The sequence below is a fragment of the Microcoleus sp. B9-D4 genome (assembly GCF_036705105.1).
Lineage (GTDB): Bacteria > Cyanobacteriota > Cyanobacteriia > Cyanobacteriales > Microcoleaceae > Microcoleus.
The window spans coordinates 19,140-36,081 of record NZ_JAUBTS010000059.1 but is presented as its reverse complement, the minus strand read 5'-3'; the positions used below and the strand labels follow the sequence as shown (position 1 = coordinate 36,081).

Here is a 16,942-nt window from a genome sequence, read left to right as displayed (position 1 = left end):
ATTGCCCCTCCAAAAAAATTGTTAGTTCAAGTAATGGGGTGAAAGTAAAATGCTGCGGCTAACACGATATATGTTGCTAAAAGCAGCACTCCTTCGAGCCAATTCGAGCGACCGTCGAGACTAATTAGATTAGCAATTGTCACTGCGATGGCAACTGCAACTACTTCAAACGGATTGAAGTTTAAATCCATCGGCTGATGAATTATTAATCCGATAATCACCAACACCGGCGCTACCAGCAAGGCAACTAGCAAACTCGAACCCATCGCGACAGAAACTGACAAATCCATATTGTTTTTCATCGCAACTCCCACCGCAGTTACATACTCGGCCGCGCCACCAACAATCGGCAACAGAATTACCCCTGTAAACAGTGGCGTCAATCCTAATCCTTTGGTAGTTTCTTCGACAACACCCACGAAAATTTCTGATTCAAAAGCAACGGCAACAGTTGAGGCAACTAGCACTCCTATCCACAGCCACAAATTCGGTTTGTGCGTAGTAGATTCCTCTTTGGTATTTTGAGAATTTTCTGACTCTAGTTCGAGTAACCCAACATCGTAAAGATAGCTGTGGGTTTTTAATGAAAATAGGAGAGTTAGAGCGTAAACTGCTATTAGGACGATCGCAGTTATTAAGGAAAGATTCTGAATGGCTGCGGGTTCGACTCCATTGGAGGTATAAATTACCATTGTCGGCAGCAGGATGGCAATCACTGCTAGAGTCATTGTGGAACCGTTCACCCGCGCGATTATTGGCTTAAATTCTTGTTCTTTGTAGCGGATGCCTCCTAACAGCATGGAAAATCCCATGACTAAGAGCAAGTTGCTGATAATTGTACCGGTTATGCTGGCTTTCACAATGTCAATTAAGCCAGCTTTCAGGGCAACTATGGCAATAATTAATTCCGTAGCATTGCCGAAGACTGCATTTAATAAGCCGCCTATGGAGGGGCCTGTAACGATCGCCACTTCTTCTGTTGCTGTGCTCAACCAAATCGCCAGAGGTATAATGCCTAAAGCGGATGTGATGAAAACTGCGAGGGAGCCCCAGTGCAAATACTCAGCGGCGATGGAAATGGGGATAAAAATTAACAGCGCTATGGAAAGAATCTTTTTGATTGACATAGGAACTCGGATGGTGTAAGGAAGGGTGAGGTCGAGTTGTCGGGGCGATCGCAAAGTTGATTTTACACTATTCAACTATTCTCTGACAATTCTGCTGGCAAGTGCGATCGATAATTAGGAATTTTTAACTGCAAATGCACCCAGATCGAGGCAGATTGAATATAATAGAATTATATCGACATCGGTGAAAAGATATGTCTCAATCTGTAGTGCCAGTTGTTGAATCAAAGCAAATTGATACTTCACCCACCTTGACCTTTGAAGAATACCGATTTTATCAAACTGATTCCGATCTACAATATGAACTGTACAAAGGCAAATTAATTCCGATGCCAACCGCCACAGTTTTACATATCAAAATTTTCGAGTATTTAGTTTACAAATTGCAGCGTTACCTAGCGGAACACAATCTTGACTTAGTAGCAAAAACAGGTTTAGGAGTGAGAACAGAAGAAGATACATCTCGGATTCCTGATGTAGTTGTTTGCACTCAAAGTCTTTTGGAACAAGCTGCTGCTAGACCAGGTGCTGGTATCCTCGATTTTGAGGAAAAGCCCCTGTTAGTCATAGAGGTAGTGAGTCAAAATCGGCGCGCCGATTATGTGATTAAACGAGCTGAGTACGAACTAGCTAACGTACCTGAATATGTAATTGTTGACCCTACACCTAACAAAGAACTGGTGCGAGTTTTAGCCTTTCCTGAAGGTGAAGACATCTATACACAAACAGATTTTGTGCCGGGGCAACAAATGGTGTCTGTAGTATTTCCAAATCTGACATTATCAGTGAATGAAATACTTTGTCCGCCATTAGTTGAAGGGTTGATTAAAGCAGAACAAGCTCGGTTCCAGGAACTTGAACAACGTGCTGAAAGATTGGCGATGAGGTTGCGAGAATTAGGAGTAGATCCCGATCGTATTTAGGAGCTTTCTGTCAGATCCCCAAATTCTTAAAAAAGTCGGGGATCTGGGTATTCTGTTGTTTGAGGTGGGCTTGATACTGTGCAACTATTCAACCCAACGCACCCGCACAAAATGAGCTTCGCGTCCCCAGAAGTCGTGACTTACAGTAATATCAACAACACTCAAATTAAACGGAATAGCAGTTGTAACGTACCGCTGAGCCAGAGATCCCACATCAGGGGCTAACTGAGCCGCTGCTGCTGCTGCTGCACCCAAACCTAAAAGTTGTAGAATCGGCCCGCGAGGCAGGGCTAAATTGATGCCAACAGCAAGTCCTGCCGTTAGCAGCATTGCCACCGACAAATTCGTGCCACAGCGGGGATGTACAGCTAAATCCCACTCTCCGCTGGCAATCCGCTGCAAAGCCTCGCGCACTGCCTGACGCAACTGTGCAATGTTAACGTGACCATAAAGATAAAACCCTTGGTCTGTGGACATCCCGCCCAATAACTCATTATCGGCTCTTGCTGTCGCCGTACCGCCAGATTGGCCCAGTACCCAAACAGTAGCGTGTTCCAAAGCATGAACTTGGCGCAAAGTCAAGACTTCCTTCAAACCGGGCACAAAATTGAGTTGTCGCAACAAATCAGCATCTTGAGTCCGCTGCGGGGCAAAGTCGAAGGGAAACTGGCCGGTGCGGCCGGAAGCTGAAGCAGTAGTTGTCATATCAAAACGCCTCCATTAACTCCATGAAGTGGATATTTAACATTAGCAATTCGGTTGAGAAAAAGTCGGTCATACATTATCAATAGTTTTGACTTTAAAACCTAGCAAGGGCAGGTTTTGTGCAAAAATTATTAGCCCTCAACCTGCCCTTACTAATAGATCGCACTTATTCCCAGTTTATCGTTCGAGCCGCTGGCCGTCGCGGAACACTCCCGGAAACCGCCGGCCACTGGTATCGATAATTGTGCCTTTGCCGTGAGGCAATCCCTGGCGGAACTCTCCCTGATAGCGGATACCGTTAGAAAACGCGCAGCTACCCCTAGCATCAAGTTCTTCATTAAAGAACTGTCCCGAACACCGGGTACCGTCAGCGCGGGTGAACACCCCCGCACCTAAAGGCTTGCCCCCCAAAAATTGACCGACAAAGCGATCGCCGTTAGCAAAAATGAATTGCCCCTGTCCAGTCGGCGTACCCACCTTCCAATCCAGAGAAAACGGGCCTATATAGCGATCGCCATTAGTAAAAATAGCTGTCCCGGAGCTGATTTTGCCATCTCGGAATATGCCCTCGACGCGGGCGTCGTCCTTAAATATAAATTGTCCTCGACCGTTTGGCTGGCCGAGACGGAACTGCCCCTCATAGCGATCGCCGTTGGCATATACGTATACCCCCGTGCCACTGGGCAAACCGTTAACGAACTGTCCGATGTAGCTATCGCCATCGTCGTAATCGCACCTAACTCTACCTGTAGGGATAGCTGGCACGCAGCGACCAGTTTTAGCTCCTGTTCCTTGCGCCATTGATGGCAAGGGATAAGTCGCGTAACTACCAATTCCCAACACTGATGTAACTAATAGAGCGATTCCACTGGTTTTAAAACGGGAAATCATTAACAAAGTCTCTCCTATGCGCTTCTGGATATTATTTTCCTTTGTCTTTTGTCTTTTGTCCGATTTCTGGTCAAAAGTCCCCTGAAAAACTGAATTTATCCTTTAGGAAACTCCGGGTTTGCCGTTGCGAAATACCCCCGGAAAGCGCCTGCCGCTAGCATCGATCATCGTCCCGACACCGTGAGGCAGTCCCTTTCGCAATTCTCCTTCATAGCGCGTACCGTTGGGGAAAGTGCAGGTGACACTAGCATCTAGTTCTTGATTAAAAAACCTGCCTGAACAGCGAGTGCCATCTTTGCGTACTAATACCCCTGGGCCAAAGGGTGAGCCTGCAAAGAATTGTCCTTCATAGCGATCGCCGTTGGAGTAAAAAAATTGACCTCGCCCTGCTGGTTGGCTGCTAATAACATCAGTCTGAACGTTCCTGACGACTGCGAACTCTCCGACGTAGCGCTCGCCGTTGGGAAAAACGACCGTCCCAGACCTCATCGTGCCGTCTTGGAACACGCCTGTGTAGCGGGCATCATCTTTAAAAATGAAAGTCCCTCTACCATTTGGCACTCCATTCCGAAATTGTCCTTCGTAGCGATCGCCATTAGCGTACACGTAGACTCCACTGCCATCGGGGAGGCCGTTGACGAAATTTCCCTCGTAGTTATCGCCTCCCTCGTAATTGCATTTCACTCTTCCCGTAGGAGGGTTTCCTTGGCAGAAGGGAGAGCGTTTTTCTTCTTCGGGTTTTGCCTCTGGTGTTGGCTCTGGTGTTGGTTGAGCCATTGATGGCTGGGGATTCAAGAGATTAGTGGCGCTGCCGATACAAGAAGCAACTAATATCACCATCCCTAATTTTTGAATTGAACCGAGCATGGGAAATCTCCTTTGACTTCAATTAGTGATAGAGCTTTTACAAAAGCTAAGACTCGCTGAAAAGTCTTCTATTTTTTAATCCCTAATGTTTCTTCCCAGAAGCGACTAACTCACTCTATATTAATTTTACCTTCAGATTCGATATCAGCCATAAACGCTAAGGGCAAAAATTAGAGTTTTTGCCCTTAGCATTTTTCATGCTTTAATGTCAATTTTCAGCGCCGCGTTGAGCTATTCGGATTTGGCCGACGGCTAATAACTGCATTGGCGGGTTGTTGGCGAGTGGCGGGTTTTTCGCCAACACCTTTGGCTACCTCAACGCCGTTTTCCTCCAGAATCACGACTGGATCTGCTCCGGGCTTGATCTCCACCCGCTTCACCAACACTTGCCCGTTAGACAACCGCTGCCCTACTTTGACATATCGACTTGTTGGTTCATTCGGTACTTTGACAATCACTTGCGTCTCGTTCCCGACTTTTACCACGCCACTGACTTCAGTGCCTGTAGCGAGGTCAGTAGAAGGCGGTGGCGGTGGTGCAGGAACTGCTGGTATCTGCGGAGGTGGTGGGGGATTGGGGTCTCTCCACTGGGGCGGGCGCTTGTCTACTGGCAGTTCCGGCAGATCCGGCACTCCTATGGGTCTAGCTGCAATTGGCTGGGGCGGGCGCGGGGGTGCTGGACGGCGCGGATTCCTACCGGTAGTTGGTGGTGAAGTTGGACGGCCGCCCAATTGAGGCGTATTGAGTCCCGGAACTTGGGGCGGCGAGCCTATTTGGGCTCCATCGCCTCCCGGCAGGCCAGGCTGTCCGGGGCGACTGCCCAATTGAGGCGTATTCAGCCCCGGAACTTGGCGCGGCGAGCCTATTTGCGCGCCTTCGCCTCCGGGAAAACCCGGCTGTCCGGGGCGACTGCCCAATTGAGGCGCATTGAGTCCCGGAACTTGGCGCGGGGAGCCAACTTGCGCGCCTTCGCCTCCCGGAAAACCAGGCTCTCCGCCGCGACTGCCCAATTGAGGCGCATTCAGCCCCGGAACTTGGCGGGGCGAGCCAACTTGCGCGCCTTCGCCTCCCGGCAGAGAAGGATCTCCGGGGCCCGCTGCTATTAAGGGAGATCCCGCTGGGCGGCGCCCTACTGGCGGGGGGCTTAGCCTCGGCACTTCTGGCAACGAAGCTAGACGATTTGTCGGGGTTGCGGATAGAACTGGCAGAAGAGGCGCTTTTGCGATTGTTCGAGCCTCATAGTCTTGATCGCGGAGGGCTGCATCAAGTCTGTTCTTGCCCTGCCGCCAAACTGCTTGCAGCAAATTTATTCGCGTCACGCAGGAAAGTTCTCCCCTTCTTACTGTCGGCGGTCGATATACCTCAATTGCCTCGGCAATTTCCGGCACTATGGAACACCGGAGAGCATCAGGAGGTGATTTTTCTCCGTAAAGATCCCACAAGTTTGAGGCTGTCACATATTCACCCAGGGCTTTTTGTATTCTTCTGAAGAATGGTCGGTTAGTTAGTAGTAACTGTCGTCTGGTTGAATTCTTTGCTCCTTCTCTTCCGTAAATAGTCTCCACTAATTCACCCACATCCGTACCGTACTCAGAATATTGTGTAGTGTCATCGAGCAAAGCCTGAAGCGTCCTGAATTCACTGACAACGCTTCTTGCTGTCGGGCTGAGATTGATTTGGGGAGCGGCAGGGCCTCTGAGCTTAGTTCCTCCAATTTGGACTGGGCGGGATAGTTCTGGCAGTTTAGGTATCATGGCCACCTGTCGCTGCGGCAGTTTGGGCAACGGATTGGCTGTCATCGGCCCTGCTGGGACTCCGCCCGGGAAATCGCCAACTCCGGGAGGGTTTTGAACTGTGATCGGTGGCAGCGGCCCAAAGGGGTCTAGCTGAGAAGGATTGGCTGTCACAGGGCCTTGGGGCACCGGCTGAAGCGGAAGCGTTGGATTCCTGTCCTTTTTGTCGCCGATGCCTGTTTGAGCCTGTCTCGCTCGTTCGTCTGGGTTGGTCGATCGAATTAACCCTGGAGGCTGGGCGGCTACTATTGGAGACTGGAATGTCTGAGTTCCTGGGGTGGGGCTGGCAGAGGCGGTGGGGGATGGAGAGGCTGCACTGGGGCTGGGGCTGGGGCTGGCTGTGTTGCTGCCCTCGCCACCACCGCATCCTCCGATCGAGAAAGCTAGTAGTCCTATAGTTGCAAAATATAAAAGTTTGTGCATTGCCGATCGCCCCTAAATGCTTAATTTCAAGATATCCAACAAGGCTCTGCAATTACAGCCTGTTGCCGTTTATCAGTTTATCTGTGTTCGATGTTATGCGATCGCTTGAAAATTGCCAAGTTTTCCTGATGATTCGATCGGACTCTTCGGCCGCTGGGTTTTCTGGAGCGGGTTAGGATATCAGTGGCGGTCGTTGTTCGACATCATTGAATTAATTAAGGTATTTAAGATAATGGCAAAAGTGATTCTCAACCGGATTTGGCGATCGGGCTTTGTTTTTGCAACCGTTTTGGTGGGTGTGGGATCGGTGGGAGGCAGCGAGGTGCATTCTGATTCACATCAGCCAGAAACCCAGGTGATGACATTGGTGTCCGATGTGAGTTCCCAGCAGCACGCGCGGCGGAGCTATCCCGTTCCCCGTAGGGGTTCCCGAAGGGTAGGGAATCGCACTATAACGGGATCGGGATTCACAACTGGCAAATTGTACTCTCAGTTTTGGAACCCGTCAAATCCTGGTGCTAAACCGCCAGCAAATCAACGGGCTAAGCCACCGGGGAATCCACAGGTATTTCAAGCTAAAATCAAGCGTCGCGCAGGCGGGACGCCGGTGATTGATGTGGTATTTAACGGCAACAAGACTTTTGAAATGATTGTCGATACCGGGGCGAGCGGCACTTTGATTTCTCAGCGGATGGCTACTGCACTGGGAGTGAGGCCGGTGCGTACTATCAGAGCGGGGATCGCTGACGGTAGCGTTGTCGAGTTCCCGATCGGCGTAGTGCGATCGATTCGGGTTGGGGGTGCTGCGATCCAAAATGTCGAAGTGGCGATCGCGAAACAAATGCCAATAGGTCTGCTCGGTCACGATTTCTTTGGCAATTACGATGTCAAAATTAAAAAAGATGTTGTAGAATTTTATGTCCGCTGAGAGTGAGCTGAGTCGGAAACCGATTTTTGCTCAACTCGTGTCCTTTACAGTTATTAGCAACCCGGTCAAGGCTTTTAAATTTATTGGTTGAGGCGGTAGCAAAATGCAACCAAGTGTGGTATCGTTCTTAGTGTTTAAAGAGCCACCGACGGTTAAACTATCCGTGAAATCCGGCCACAAAAGCACGGCTGTTGTTGGTGATCTCGGTAACAGTCTCCGACAACGATTCACAGTACAGGCCAAGGCAATCAATTAAACAATTCCCAAAGCAGGTCGAAATTAGTTCCCACAATGCTGTGGCTGAGGGAATTTTGGTTGGCATTGTTCAGCCGGAGTCTAGAAAATATGTAAACTGATTAGCGGCAGATGTTCCGCAAAATCGGAAATCATGACCATCGAGAAATTAATTATTGTAAATAAGGTATTCACATGGCACAAGCGTCTGTATCTCCTGTAGTGCTGATTATTCTAGACGGCTGGGGTTATCGTGAAGAAAAAGACGGAAATGCGATCGCCGCTGCGAAAACACCCGTGATGGACAGTCTCTGGGCCGCTTATCCCAGAACTCTGATTAAAACATCGGGTCGGGCGGTAGGGCTGCCAGACGGGCAAATGGGTAACTCAGAGGTTGGTCACTTGAATCTGGGCGCGGGCCGCGTGGTTCCTCAAGAGTTGGTGCGGATTTCGGATGCAGTGGAAGATGGTTCTTTGCTGGACAACCGCGCGCTGGTTGGGCTTTGCGAGAAAGTCCGCGCCACGGGCGGCAAGTTGCACCTAACTGGTCTTTGTTCTGAAGGTGGGGTTCATTCCCATCTCAGTCATATTAAGGGTTTGCTGCAATTAGCAAAAGCACAGGGAATTTCTGATGTTTGCATTCACGCGATTACAGACGGCCGTGATACAACTCCGAAAGAAGGTGTCGAAGCTTTAGGCAAGATTGAAAGTTATATCGCAGAAGTAGGGGTCGGTCGGATTGCGACCATTAGCGGCCGCTACTACGCGATGGACAGGGACAAGCGCTGGGATCGGGTGCAGCGCGCTTACGAGGTGATGACGACTGAGGGTGCTCCTGACGGTCGATCGGCTGTGGATGTGTTGCAGGCCTCTTATGCTGAAGGAGTGACCGACGAGTTTGCTGTTCCGACTCGGATTGCTCCGGGGGCGGTGGCATCCGGGGATGGGCTAATTTTCTTCAATTTTCGCCCGGACAGGGCTAGAGAATTGACTCAGGCTTTTGTATCTCCAGATTTTAAGGGGTTTGAACGGCAGTTAATTGAGCCGCTGGCGTTTGCGACTTTTACTCAGTACGACCCGAAACTTTCGGTAATGGTGGCTTTTGAACCGCAGAATTTGAACAATATTCTGGGCGAGGTGATTTCTAAGCACGGTTTGCAGCAGTTGCGGACGGCGGAAACTGAAAAGTACGCTCATGTGACTTATTTTTTTAATGGGGGTCTGGAAGAGCCTTTTATCGGGGAACACCGGGAATTGGTGCAGAGCCCGATGGTGGGGACTTACGATGAGGCGCCCCAGATGTCGGCGGATTTGGTGACGGATGGGGTGGTGACGGCTTTGGAAAAAGGCATCTATTCGTTGATGGTGATTAACTACGCTAACCCGGATATGGTTGGTCATACGGGGATGATGGATGCGACGATAGTTGCGATCGAAACTGTGGATAAATGTTTGGGGCGGCTGGTGAGCGCCATTAGTAAAGCTGGGGGAACGGCAATTATTATTGCTGACCACGGCAATGCTGAGCAGATGTTTGACGAGGACGGGAATCCCTGGACGGCTCACACTACTAACCCCGTGCCGTTTATTCTGGTAGAGGGTGAAGGTCTGAAGATTCCGGGTCACGGAACGGATGTTCCTCTGAGGGCGGATGGTTGTTTGGCGGATATTGCCCCGACGATTCTGGAGCTTTTGAGGTTGCCTCAGCCCCCGGAGATGACGGGACGTTCTATGATTCGATCGGCTGAGTTTGAAGTTCGCGCCAATCGCACTCCGGTGCGAGTCCGATTGTAGGAGGGCTGGGTCAAATCTCGCTACAGGTAGGGACGGCACTGCCCATAGGTGTCAACTTAACGTCAAACGTAATACCGGTCTGCGGTTTGACGATTAGGCCTCGATCCCCCCTAGCCCCCCTTAAGAAGGGGGGGACCGGAAATGGATCAAAGTCCCCCTTGTTAAGGGGGATTTAGGGGGATCTAGACTCAGGTAAAAGCGATATTTATCAAGGGTTTTAGGCTTAAGTTGACACGCCTTGGGCAGTGCCGTGTCCCTGGATAAATTGCGGGCGATCGACCAAATTTGATATGATAATAAATTACCGATTACTAATTACCAATTCCCCCCGATTATGAATATTGTTGCTGTGTTACAAGTTATCTGGTCTTTGTCTGCTTTAGGACTTGTGATTTTTGTGTTGCTGCACAGTCCTAAAGGCGATGGTATTGGAGGGATTGGCGGACAAGCTCAATTGTTTACCAGCGCCAAGAGTGCAGAAACGAGTCTGAACCGCATTACTTGGGGTCTGTCTATTGTTTTTATGGGTTTGACTGTGATTTTGAGTGCTGGTTGGTTGACGCCTAAGTTATAAGATTCGGATTTTTAACCACATGAGTTCACGGGCGAGACGCCCGTGCCACATGAGTTCACGGGCGAGACGCCCGTGCCACATTAACATTAGCTCACGGGCGGGACGCCCGTGCCACATGAGTTCACGGGCGAGACGCCCGTGCCACATAAATAAATATTGTGGGGAGTAGGGGTTGGGCTTCTAGCCCGCCCTAAAGATGAAATTTAAGTGCGGTTGCAAAAATGCGGTTGGGGAAAGTGACATTAAAACCTCGATTGCTGGCTGTCTTGGGATTGGCTTTATGTTGTTTTAGCCTGATAATTTTTAGTCAGGTTAATACTCCGGCGGCGACTCTTTCTTCTCTCCCGAATAGTTTGCCGCATCCACAGGTTCATCCTTTGCCGCCCACGCTAGCAAATTGGCAAGATTCCACGGATAGCGGTGATTATTTTGACCAGGTTAAGCCACCGAATTTCGGTCATTTGTTGTGGTCTAAGTTTCCAATTCAGGTTTATGTTGAGCGTCCAGTTGATGCTAATAAGTCTGAAGAATGGGTGGCGGCTGTGTTGGATGTGGTGCGGGAATGGGGGGTTTATTTGCCTTTGGAAGTGGTGGATAGTTCGGAGGTGGCTGATATTAGGATTTTACGTCGGGCTCCGCCTTTGCGTCAAGGGGTTTTGCGATCGCGTTCTGGAGAGGCTACCTATGAATTATATGCCCGTCGGGATGGGGATAAAACTGTGTTATCTCATCGGTTTTCGGTTTATTTGAATCCGAATCAAGTGGGTAAGTATATTCCGGCGACGGCGCGGCACGAGTTGGGTCACGCTTTGGGAATTTGGGGCCACAGTTTGATGGAAACTGATGTGCTTTATTTTTCTCAGGTGAGAACTCCTCCGCCTATTTCAGCGAGGGATGTTAATACTTTGAAGCGGGTTTATGAACAGCAGACTCGGTTAGGGTGGGAATTTTCACCACAAATTCCCGGCGATTGGAAATCGCTTATACACAAATGAAGTCCGCCTTCGCGGACTCTAAGAACACGATAATTAATAGGAAATATCAGAAAAATGAAAGATGAATGTTTTGGGATTGTGCCGATTTTTGGAAAGGAAGCTGATGCTTTGTTTTTGTTGATTCAACATCAAGCGGGACATTGGGCGTTTCCGAAAGGTCACGCCAATCCGGGGGAATCTCCTGCGGAAACGGCAAGGCGGGAATTTGAGGAGGAAACTGGTATATCGGATTTTGAAATGCTGGATGAGCCGAGTTTTACGGAACACTATTCTTTTGTTAAGGATGGGGAGCCGATTGAAAAGAGTGTGACTTATTTTTTAGGTTTTGTCAATTCGATGGAAGTTGTTTTGCAAGAGGAGGAGGTTCAAAATTCTGCTTGGCTTTCTTTTGAGGAGGCTGTTAAACGGATTACTTTTGATGCAAACCGCTTAATGTTTGGGGAAGTTAAGGCATATTTGGATGGCAGGAAGTTAAGAGTCGGCGGTTGAAACCGAGGCTATACAAAGGAAGTTACTCTGTAAGAGACTAAGAAAATTGAGGCAGCATTTGGTATAAGTCAATATGGTTCAGTTAAGCCCGATCCCCCCTAGCCCCCCTTAAGAAGGGGGGGACAAGAAGTTACTCAAAGTCAACCCCTACTCCCCTTCTTAAGGGGGATTTAGGGGGATCTCCGGGGAATAAACAGTTTTAACCCAAGCGTATTGGGGTATAAGTTCTGATTAAAAAACCCGGTAACTTTTGCGATACCGGGTTTATTAAGTGTCAGATTTGGTGGGCGAATCCTGCCACAAATCTGAGGTTATATCGTTTCCGGTTGCATCGGAATAATAAAATCGAGTTAACAGTCAACACTCAAAAATTATTCAGTTTTTCTACTGACAGTCAACCGTCAACCGTCAACAGTCAACAATCATTCCGATGCAACCGGAATTGATATTATTTGTTGGTTTTCTGCGCTTCGGCGTGGTGTTGCAAGCGAGAGAAAACGTTGTAAGCGTCGGGGCCGGGAGTATCGTGTTCGGCAGCGCCGTCGATGGGGCCGTCAATGGCTTTCCAAGCAGGAATTCCGCCTTTGAGTTCGGCTACTTTTTGAAAGCCTGCTGCGCGGAGAAGATTGGCAGCTTCGGCGGTTTGTTGGTCGTTTTCGCCGTAGATGTAGATGTCGCGGATGGGTTCTAAACTCGATTGTGCGCGCTCAACTAATTCGTCCATTGGCATCATTACGGCGCCGGTAATGTGGCTTTTGGTGAAGCTTTCAAAGTCACGGGCGTCGATGATTGTGAGTCCGGGTTCGCCCCAATCTAAACGGGCTTTGAGGTCGTGGCTAGATGCTTGAGCTTTTAAACCGGGAGGGGTGGGAGTAAAGTCGGGAAGTTTTTCTTTGATGTTGGAAATTTGGTCGGGAATAGTTTTCATGGGTAAAATCTTGTTCAATGTTTTGATTGCCATTGCAATGTAACAAGATGTTTAGGGTGAATTCGTCTTTCTAAAGACTGAATCGGGCATTGAACTAAAGTCGCAGTTAAGCTGGTTTGTGGGTGGTTAGCTGCGGTTGGGATCGCTACATTTGTTGAGGTTGCTAGAGCCTAGCGGGCTGTGCTTAAAATTGTTTCGATCGCATTTACTGCGGATAATTTGAACTGCTATCGCTTGTTTGATTCGCTATTTTATCAAACAATCACATTTTAGTCAATGCCTATTATTTTTAAATTAACTTTGCATAAGTTGTGCATAGCGTCGCGCGGATTTTTGCGGAAAAGTTTAAATGTTTGCCAGCAAGGTTTCTGGTAAAATTTAAGAGTAAAAACAAGTATTTAAAGGTATGGATATGTCTGAGAAAAGTGAAATTGCGGTGCCTATAACTTTGACACCGGAAGAGCAAGCGGTGTGGGATGCGAAGGCGAAAGTTCGGGTACTGCTGAATTTGTGGGATTTGAGCGGCGGGAAGATGAAGGTGAAAAAGGGGGAGTTGACTAAGCGGATTGTGCGGACTAATGAGACGAGTCAGAGATATGTGGAAGTGCTGGGCGAGTTGCAGGCGACTGGGGCGATCGAGTATTCGCTGGTAAATCGGGTGACGCTGGTGGAATTGACGGCGAAGGGGAAAGAAGTTTTAGCGCAGGGGCTGAAAAGTCGGGATTCTTTGTTTGAGTTTGATGGTTCTCAAATTGGTACTCGGCTGGGAAATTCTTTGTTGAAGTGGATTCGGCATCAGGATGGTGCGGCAAGTGTTGCGGTTGAAAAGGGGAAGGCGGATGTCGGGGCGATCGGAGTTTGAGACATCATCTCAATTAATTAACAAGGAACATGAACCATTCCAATTGCGACACCGATAGCGGCTGGCCCGATCGCGAGAGATTTCCGTATAACTACGCAAAATCTAGCGTGGGCTCGATTATCGAGAACGATCTGCGCCGCTCAAAAAACCCACTAATTATTACTGGCTACGCTTCACTGGAAAAAATTATCGATTTTCTGGCGGATTGTCATAGTAGTTGGCAAAGCAATCCAGATGCTTTTGAGCAAATCCGCATCTTGCTCGGCAATGAACCATATCCAACAAAAGCCCAGGAATTTATCTATTCCGAAAAGTTTTCTCAGGAAATAGAAGACTACTGGATGGAGCAAGGTATCTCTATCCGTAAATGTGGGAAAGTTATTGCTGCAATCGAGTTACTCCAAAAGGAAATAGTAGAAACCAGGATTGCTAATAAAAAACCCATCCACGCCAAAATTTTTAAGGGAGATAGTGCTATTACCATTGGTTCTAGTAATTACAGCACGTCAGGTTTAAGCTACCAAATTGAAGCAAATGTTAGGTTTCAAAATTCAAAAAAAGAGAAACCACGCTTCGATGAATCTTGTAGTTTTGCAGAAACAATTTGGAATTTAGGAAGATTTTACAATGACGAATTAATAGAGCTATTAACCAGGCTTCTCAGCCATGAAACATGGCAGGTGACTTTAGCCAGAGCTTGTGCAGAATTGCTAGAAGGTGAGTGGGCAAAAAAATACAAACCAACCAATTATTGGAGTGATGAACCTCTGCTTTGGCCATCTCAAGAACAAGGAATAGCTCAGGCAATTTGGGTCATTGAAAATGTTGGCAGCGTGCTCGTAGCCGATGCAACGGGTTCAGGTAAAACTCGAATGGGCGTCCACCTAATCAAAAATGTAATCAATCACATTTGGGGAACTGGGCGGGTGCGGAAAGGCGATTCAGTGTTAATTTGTCCGCCTAAAGTCCTAAACTCTTGGGAGAAAGAGATTGGGAATTGCGAGGGCGCCCATCTCCTTGCTTACTCTCACGGCTCATTGAGTAGTGCCAAATCTAAGAAGCACCAGCATCTTATTGATGTTATCCGTCGCGGTCAAGTCCTTGCTGTCGATGAAGCGCATAACTTTTTCAACGACAGTTCTAATCGGACGCAGGCACTCTTTAGCAACATTGCTGACTATGTATTGCTGTTTACAGCTACTCCGATCAACAAAGGAGTTAAGGATTTGCTTTCCATCGTGGAATTGTTAGGAGCTGACAACTTTGATGATGAATTGGTGGAATCTCTTAAATCGCTATGGAGCCAGCACGAAAAACAGAATGAAAGGATGCCAAAAGAGCTTAGCAATAACCTGCGGAGAGCGATTCAGCAATTTACTGTTCGGCGAACAAAAGGTCTGTTTAATAGTATGATAGCTCTCGAACCCGAACGTTATAAGAATACGTTGGGTGCTCTATGTCGCTATCCGAAAGAGATATCAAAAGAGTATGATTGCGGTGAAACTGATCGCGATCGCAACTTAGCCCAACAGATTCGTCAAGCCACTGACAGACTGCGCGGTTTAGTATACCTGAAGGAAATTTCCGAACTACCAAAATTTCTTCGTAAGCAAGGCTGGAGCGAAGAAAAGTATCTTGAAGCACGCCTGAAAAGTGCTAAGGTACTGCCTGCTTATCAGGTTATGGCTTGCTTGCGATCTTCTCGTGCGGCACTGATAGAACATATTTATGGAACTGATCGTGCACAGAACCACTTCGACATTGATCCTAATACCAGAATCAAGAAAGACACAGGTAATTTAATCAAAACATTGGAGAAAATATCAGGCGAAACAGCAAAAAATAAGCTGGGCATTAAACTGCCTGAATGGCTGAGCGATCCTGCCAGACATAAAGAAGCTTGTGAGGAAGAAATAGAGGTTTACACAGATATTGCTAATCTATGTGAAAAGATTTCGGACTCGCGAGAAAACACTAAAGCAGCGCATCTGGCCAACCTATTAAAGCATCACAAACTGATGATAGTTTTCGATAGTCGTTTGATTACTCTTCATCAGATTAAACATTTCCTGGAAAGAGAAGGGGTTAAGACGCTGATCGCAACTGGAGATACAACAACAGACTACGATCGGGTTAATGAGTCATTTAAACTTGGTTCCGAGGAATCTAGAGTCATTGGGTTATGTTCAGATGCAATGTCGGAGGGGGTCAACCTCCAGCAAGCTTCCGCCGTTGTTCAATTGACGATGCCCAGTGTAATTCGCTTGGCAGAACAGCGGATAGGTAGGATCGCTCGCATGGACAGTCCTCACCCTGCGATTGAAGTATGGTGGCCAAAAGATAGCAATGAGTTTGCCCTGCGGTCTTCGGAGAGCAAATTTGTAGCTCGCCACAATCTGGTGTCTGATTTGCTGGGGTCAAATATATCACTACCCGATCACTTATCACCAGAGGAAGACACAGAATCATCAGATGAAGTGATTGCATCGATGGCAGAACTTGCTAATAATGAAGAGCAAAAAGCAAGTGAAATCTGGACATTAAACGATGTTTTTGACCCGGTGCGATCGCTCGTAGATGACGAGCAGAGCCTAGTTTCATGCCAAGTCTACGATCGTGTACGAGCAGCAAATAAAGTACGGACTTCTTTGAGTCTTGTTTTCTCTAAAAACGGCTACCCTTGGGCTTTCTTTGCCATTGCCGGAACAGAATGGGGTTCACCCCGCTGGGTCTATTTCGATTTTTTGGAAGGCAAGCCGATAACTGAGTTGGATTACATTAGTAAAAAACTCAAAGAAAATCTGGGTGCAGAGGTTAATGATTTTCCGCTAGGAGAAGAAGCTTCTTGGTGCCTAGAAGATTTCTTAGGTAAGCTTATGAAGGCAGAAAAAGAGATGCTACCAAAGAAGAAGCAGCGTGCTCTTGAGCTGATGAATAAAGTTCTTGAAGAATACAAGAATAAATCTGTTCAAGACCAAGACAGAGAGCGTGAAAAATCTGTCAACGATTTGCTTTCTCTGTTTAATAAAGTACCATCGATGAGAGAAGTCCCAAGCAGGGAAGTAGATTTAAACATTTTAGCCGAGTGTTGGCTCGATTTAATTCAGCCTAGATGGTTCGAGCGCCTGCAAGAACCCCGTTCTGAACCTCTGCGACTTAAAGACCTATATCAAAATTTAATTGAGCATCCGATTCTTACAGAAAAACTAAAAGATGCGCTTAAAGTTGATACAGTCAAACCCCTTGAGGAGCGGATTGTTGCTGCCATTATTGGCGTGCCTTGAAATTCTTTTACTTTTGACGGGTTACTTAGGGCGAATTAAAGGAGACAATTCGCAAAGCGATCGCTTTTATTTCCTGCGCGACTTGCCACTAGAGGATTGAGAGAGGTCAAGGGCGATTCCCTGCG

The 16,942-nt window shown here is 47.8% G+C and carries 15 protein-coding genes; 8 read left to right on the top strand and 7 right to left on the bottom strand.

Features of this window, described 5'->3' with window-relative positions; translation table 11 throughout:
• Positions 1 to 26: 26 nt before the first annotated feature.
• On the bottom strand, positions 27 to 1,127 hold the full coding sequence (gene cax, locus QUB24_RS26325) for a calcium/proton exchanger (RefSeq protein WP_333156577.1): 1,101 nt from the start codon (positions 1,125 to 1,127) through the stop codon (positions 27 to 29).
• Between the two features lie 194 nt (positions 1,128 to 1,321).
• Between cax and QUB24_RS26320 the strand changes: the two genes are divergently transcribed.
• Positions 1,322 to 2,050, top strand: a complete 729-nt coding sequence (locus QUB24_RS26320) for a Uma2 family endonuclease (RefSeq protein ID WP_333156567.1) — start codon at positions 1,322 to 1,324, stop codon at positions 2,048 to 2,050.
• Between the two features lie 84 nt (positions 2,051 to 2,134).
• Here the strand turns inward: QUB24_RS26320 and QUB24_RS26315 are convergent, their stop codons facing one another.
• The 4 genes from QUB24_RS26315 to QUB24_RS26300 form a co-directional block, all read right to left on the bottom strand.
• Entirely contained in the window at positions 2,135 to 2,755 is a 621-nt protein-coding gene (locus QUB24_RS26315) for a DUF6391 domain-containing protein (RefSeq protein ID WP_333156566.1), read from the bottom strand.
• A 177-nt stretch (positions 2,756 to 2,932) separates the two neighbouring features.
• Positions 2,933 to 3,646: an MORN motif-containing protein gene (locus QUB24_RS26310; RefSeq protein WP_333156565.1), complete on the bottom strand. Its 714-nt coding sequence runs from the start codon at positions 3,644 to 3,646 to the stop codon at positions 2,933 to 2,935.
• A 102-nt stretch (positions 3,647 to 3,748) separates the two neighbouring features.
• Positions 3,749 to 4,513 carry an MORN motif-containing protein gene (locus QUB24_RS26305; protein WP_333156564.1) on the bottom strand — a complete coding sequence of 255 codons (765 nt, stop codon included), beginning with the start codon at positions 4,511 to 4,513 and terminating at the stop codon, positions 3,749 to 3,751.
• A 215-nt stretch (positions 4,514 to 4,728) separates the two neighbouring features.
• A complete protein-coding gene (locus QUB24_RS26300) occupies positions 4,729 to 6,729 on the bottom strand; it encodes a hypothetical protein (RefSeq protein WP_333156563.1) in 2,001 nt (666 codons plus the stop codon).
• Between the two features lie 112 nt (positions 6,730 to 6,841).
• Here QUB24_RS26300 and QUB24_RS26295 point away from each other — a divergent pair, with 112 nt between their 5' ends.
• From QUB24_RS26295 to secG, 3 genes are all read left to right on the top strand, one after another.
• A complete protein-coding gene (locus QUB24_RS26295) occupies positions 6,842 to 7,657 on the top strand; it encodes a retropepsin-like aspartic protease (protein WP_333156562.1) in 816 nt (271 codons plus the stop codon).
• A 429-nt stretch (positions 7,658 to 8,086) separates the two neighbouring features.
• Positions 8,087 to 9,685, top strand: coding sequence for a 2,3-bisphosphoglycerate-independent phosphoglycerate mutase (gene gpmI, locus QUB24_RS26290; protein ID WP_333156561.1), 1,599 nt, complete (start codon positions 8,087 to 8,089; stop codon positions 9,683 to 9,685).
• 334 nt (positions 9,686 to 10,019) lie between these two features.
• Complete coding sequence (gene secG / locus QUB24_RS26285) at positions 10,020 to 10,259, top strand: preprotein translocase subunit SecG (RefSeq protein WP_333156560.1); 240 nt, start codon at positions 10,020 to 10,022, stop codon at positions 10,257 to 10,259.
• Here secG and QUB24_RS26280 read toward each other — a convergent pair.
• Positions 10,254 to 10,406: a hypothetical protein gene (locus QUB24_RS26280; RefSeq protein ID WP_333156559.1), complete on the bottom strand. Its 153-nt coding sequence runs from the start codon at positions 10,404 to 10,406 to the stop codon at positions 10,254 to 10,256. The genes secG and QUB24_RS26280 overlap by 6 nt on opposite strands.
• Before the next feature lie 74 nt (positions 10,407 to 10,480).
• Here QUB24_RS26280 and QUB24_RS26275 point away from each other — a divergent pair, with 74 nt between their 5' ends.
• Positions 10,481 to 11,254, top strand: coding sequence for a peptidase (locus QUB24_RS26275; RefSeq protein WP_333156558.1), 774 nt, complete (start codon positions 10,481 to 10,483; stop codon positions 11,252 to 11,254).
• 54 nt (positions 11,255 to 11,308) lie between these two features.
• Positions 11,309 to 11,743 (top strand): NUDIX domain-containing protein, encoded by a 435-nt coding sequence (locus tag QUB24_RS26270; RefSeq protein ID WP_333156557.1) that lies wholly within the window; start codon positions 11,309 to 11,311, stop codon positions 11,741 to 11,743.
• 448 nt (positions 11,744 to 12,191) lie between these two features.
• Here QUB24_RS26270 and QUB24_RS26265 read toward each other — a convergent pair whose 3' ends face one another.
• Positions 12,192 to 12,704 (bottom strand): rhodanese-like domain-containing protein, encoded by a 513-nt coding sequence (locus tag QUB24_RS26265; protein ID WP_333156556.1) that lies wholly within the window; start codon positions 12,702 to 12,704, stop codon positions 12,192 to 12,194.
• A 379-nt stretch (positions 12,705 to 13,083) separates the two neighbouring features.
• Between QUB24_RS26265 and QUB24_RS26260 the strand changes: the two genes are divergently transcribed.
• Together QUB24_RS26260 and QUB24_RS26255 are read left to right on the top strand one after the other, a co-directional pair.
• Complete coding sequence (locus QUB24_RS26260; RefSeq protein WP_333156555.1) at positions 13,084 to 13,533, top strand: hypothetical protein; 450 nt, start codon at positions 13,084 to 13,086, stop codon at positions 13,531 to 13,533.
• A gap of 107 nt (positions 13,534 to 13,640) precedes the next feature.
• Positions 13,641 to 16,817, top strand: coding sequence for an SNF2-related protein (locus QUB24_RS26255; RefSeq protein ID WP_333156554.1), 3,177 nt, complete (start codon positions 13,641 to 13,643; stop codon positions 16,815 to 16,817).
• The last annotated feature ends 125 nt before the right edge of the window (positions 16,818 to 16,942 follow it).

Coding starts and splice junctions, on each gene's coding strand:
- cax (WP_333156577.1), bottom strand. CDS start 1,127: ATGTCAATCAAAAAGATTCTTTCCATAGCGCTGTTAATTTTTATCCCC.
- QUB24_RS26320 (WP_333156567.1), top strand. CDS start 1,322: ATGTCTCAATCTGTAGTGCCAGTTGTTGAATCAAAGCAAATTGATACT.
- QUB24_RS26315 (WP_333156566.1), bottom strand. CDS start 2,755: ATGACAACTACTGCTTCAGCTTCCGGCCGCACCGGCCAGTTTCCCTTC.
- QUB24_RS26310 (WP_333156565.1), bottom strand. CDS start 3,646: ATGATTTCCCGTTTTAAAACCAGTGGAATCGCTCTATTAGTTACATCA.
- QUB24_RS26305 (WP_333156564.1), bottom strand. CDS start 4,513: ATGCTCGGTTCAATTCAAAAATTAGGGATGGTGATATTAGTTGCTTCT.
- QUB24_RS26300 (WP_333156563.1), bottom strand. CDS start 6,729: ATGCACAAACTTTTATATTTTGCAACTATAGGACTACTAGCTTTCTCG.
- gpmI (WP_333156561.1), top strand. CDS start 8,087: ATGGCACAAGCGTCTGTATCTCCTGTAGTGCTGATTATTCTAGACGGC.
- secG (WP_333156560.1), top strand. CDS start 10,020: ATGAATATTGTTGCTGTGTTACAAGTTATCTGGTCTTTGTCTGCTTTA.
- QUB24_RS26280 (WP_333156559.1), bottom strand. CDS start 10,406: ATGTGGCACGGGCGTCTCGCCCGTGAACTCATGTGGCACGGGCGTCCC.
- QUB24_RS26275 (WP_333156558.1), top strand. CDS start 10,481: ATGCGGTTGGGGAAAGTGACATTAAAACCTCGATTGCTGGCTGTCTTG.
- QUB24_RS26270 (WP_333156557.1), top strand. CDS start 11,309: ATGAAAGATGAATGTTTTGGGATTGTGCCGATTTTTGGAAAGGAAGCT.
- QUB24_RS26265 (WP_333156556.1), bottom strand. CDS start 12,704: ATGGCAATCAAAACATTGAACAAGATTTTACCCATGAAAACTATTCCC.
- QUB24_RS26260 (WP_333156555.1), top strand. CDS start 13,084: ATGTCTGAGAAAAGTGAAATTGCGGTGCCTATAACTTTGACACCGGAA.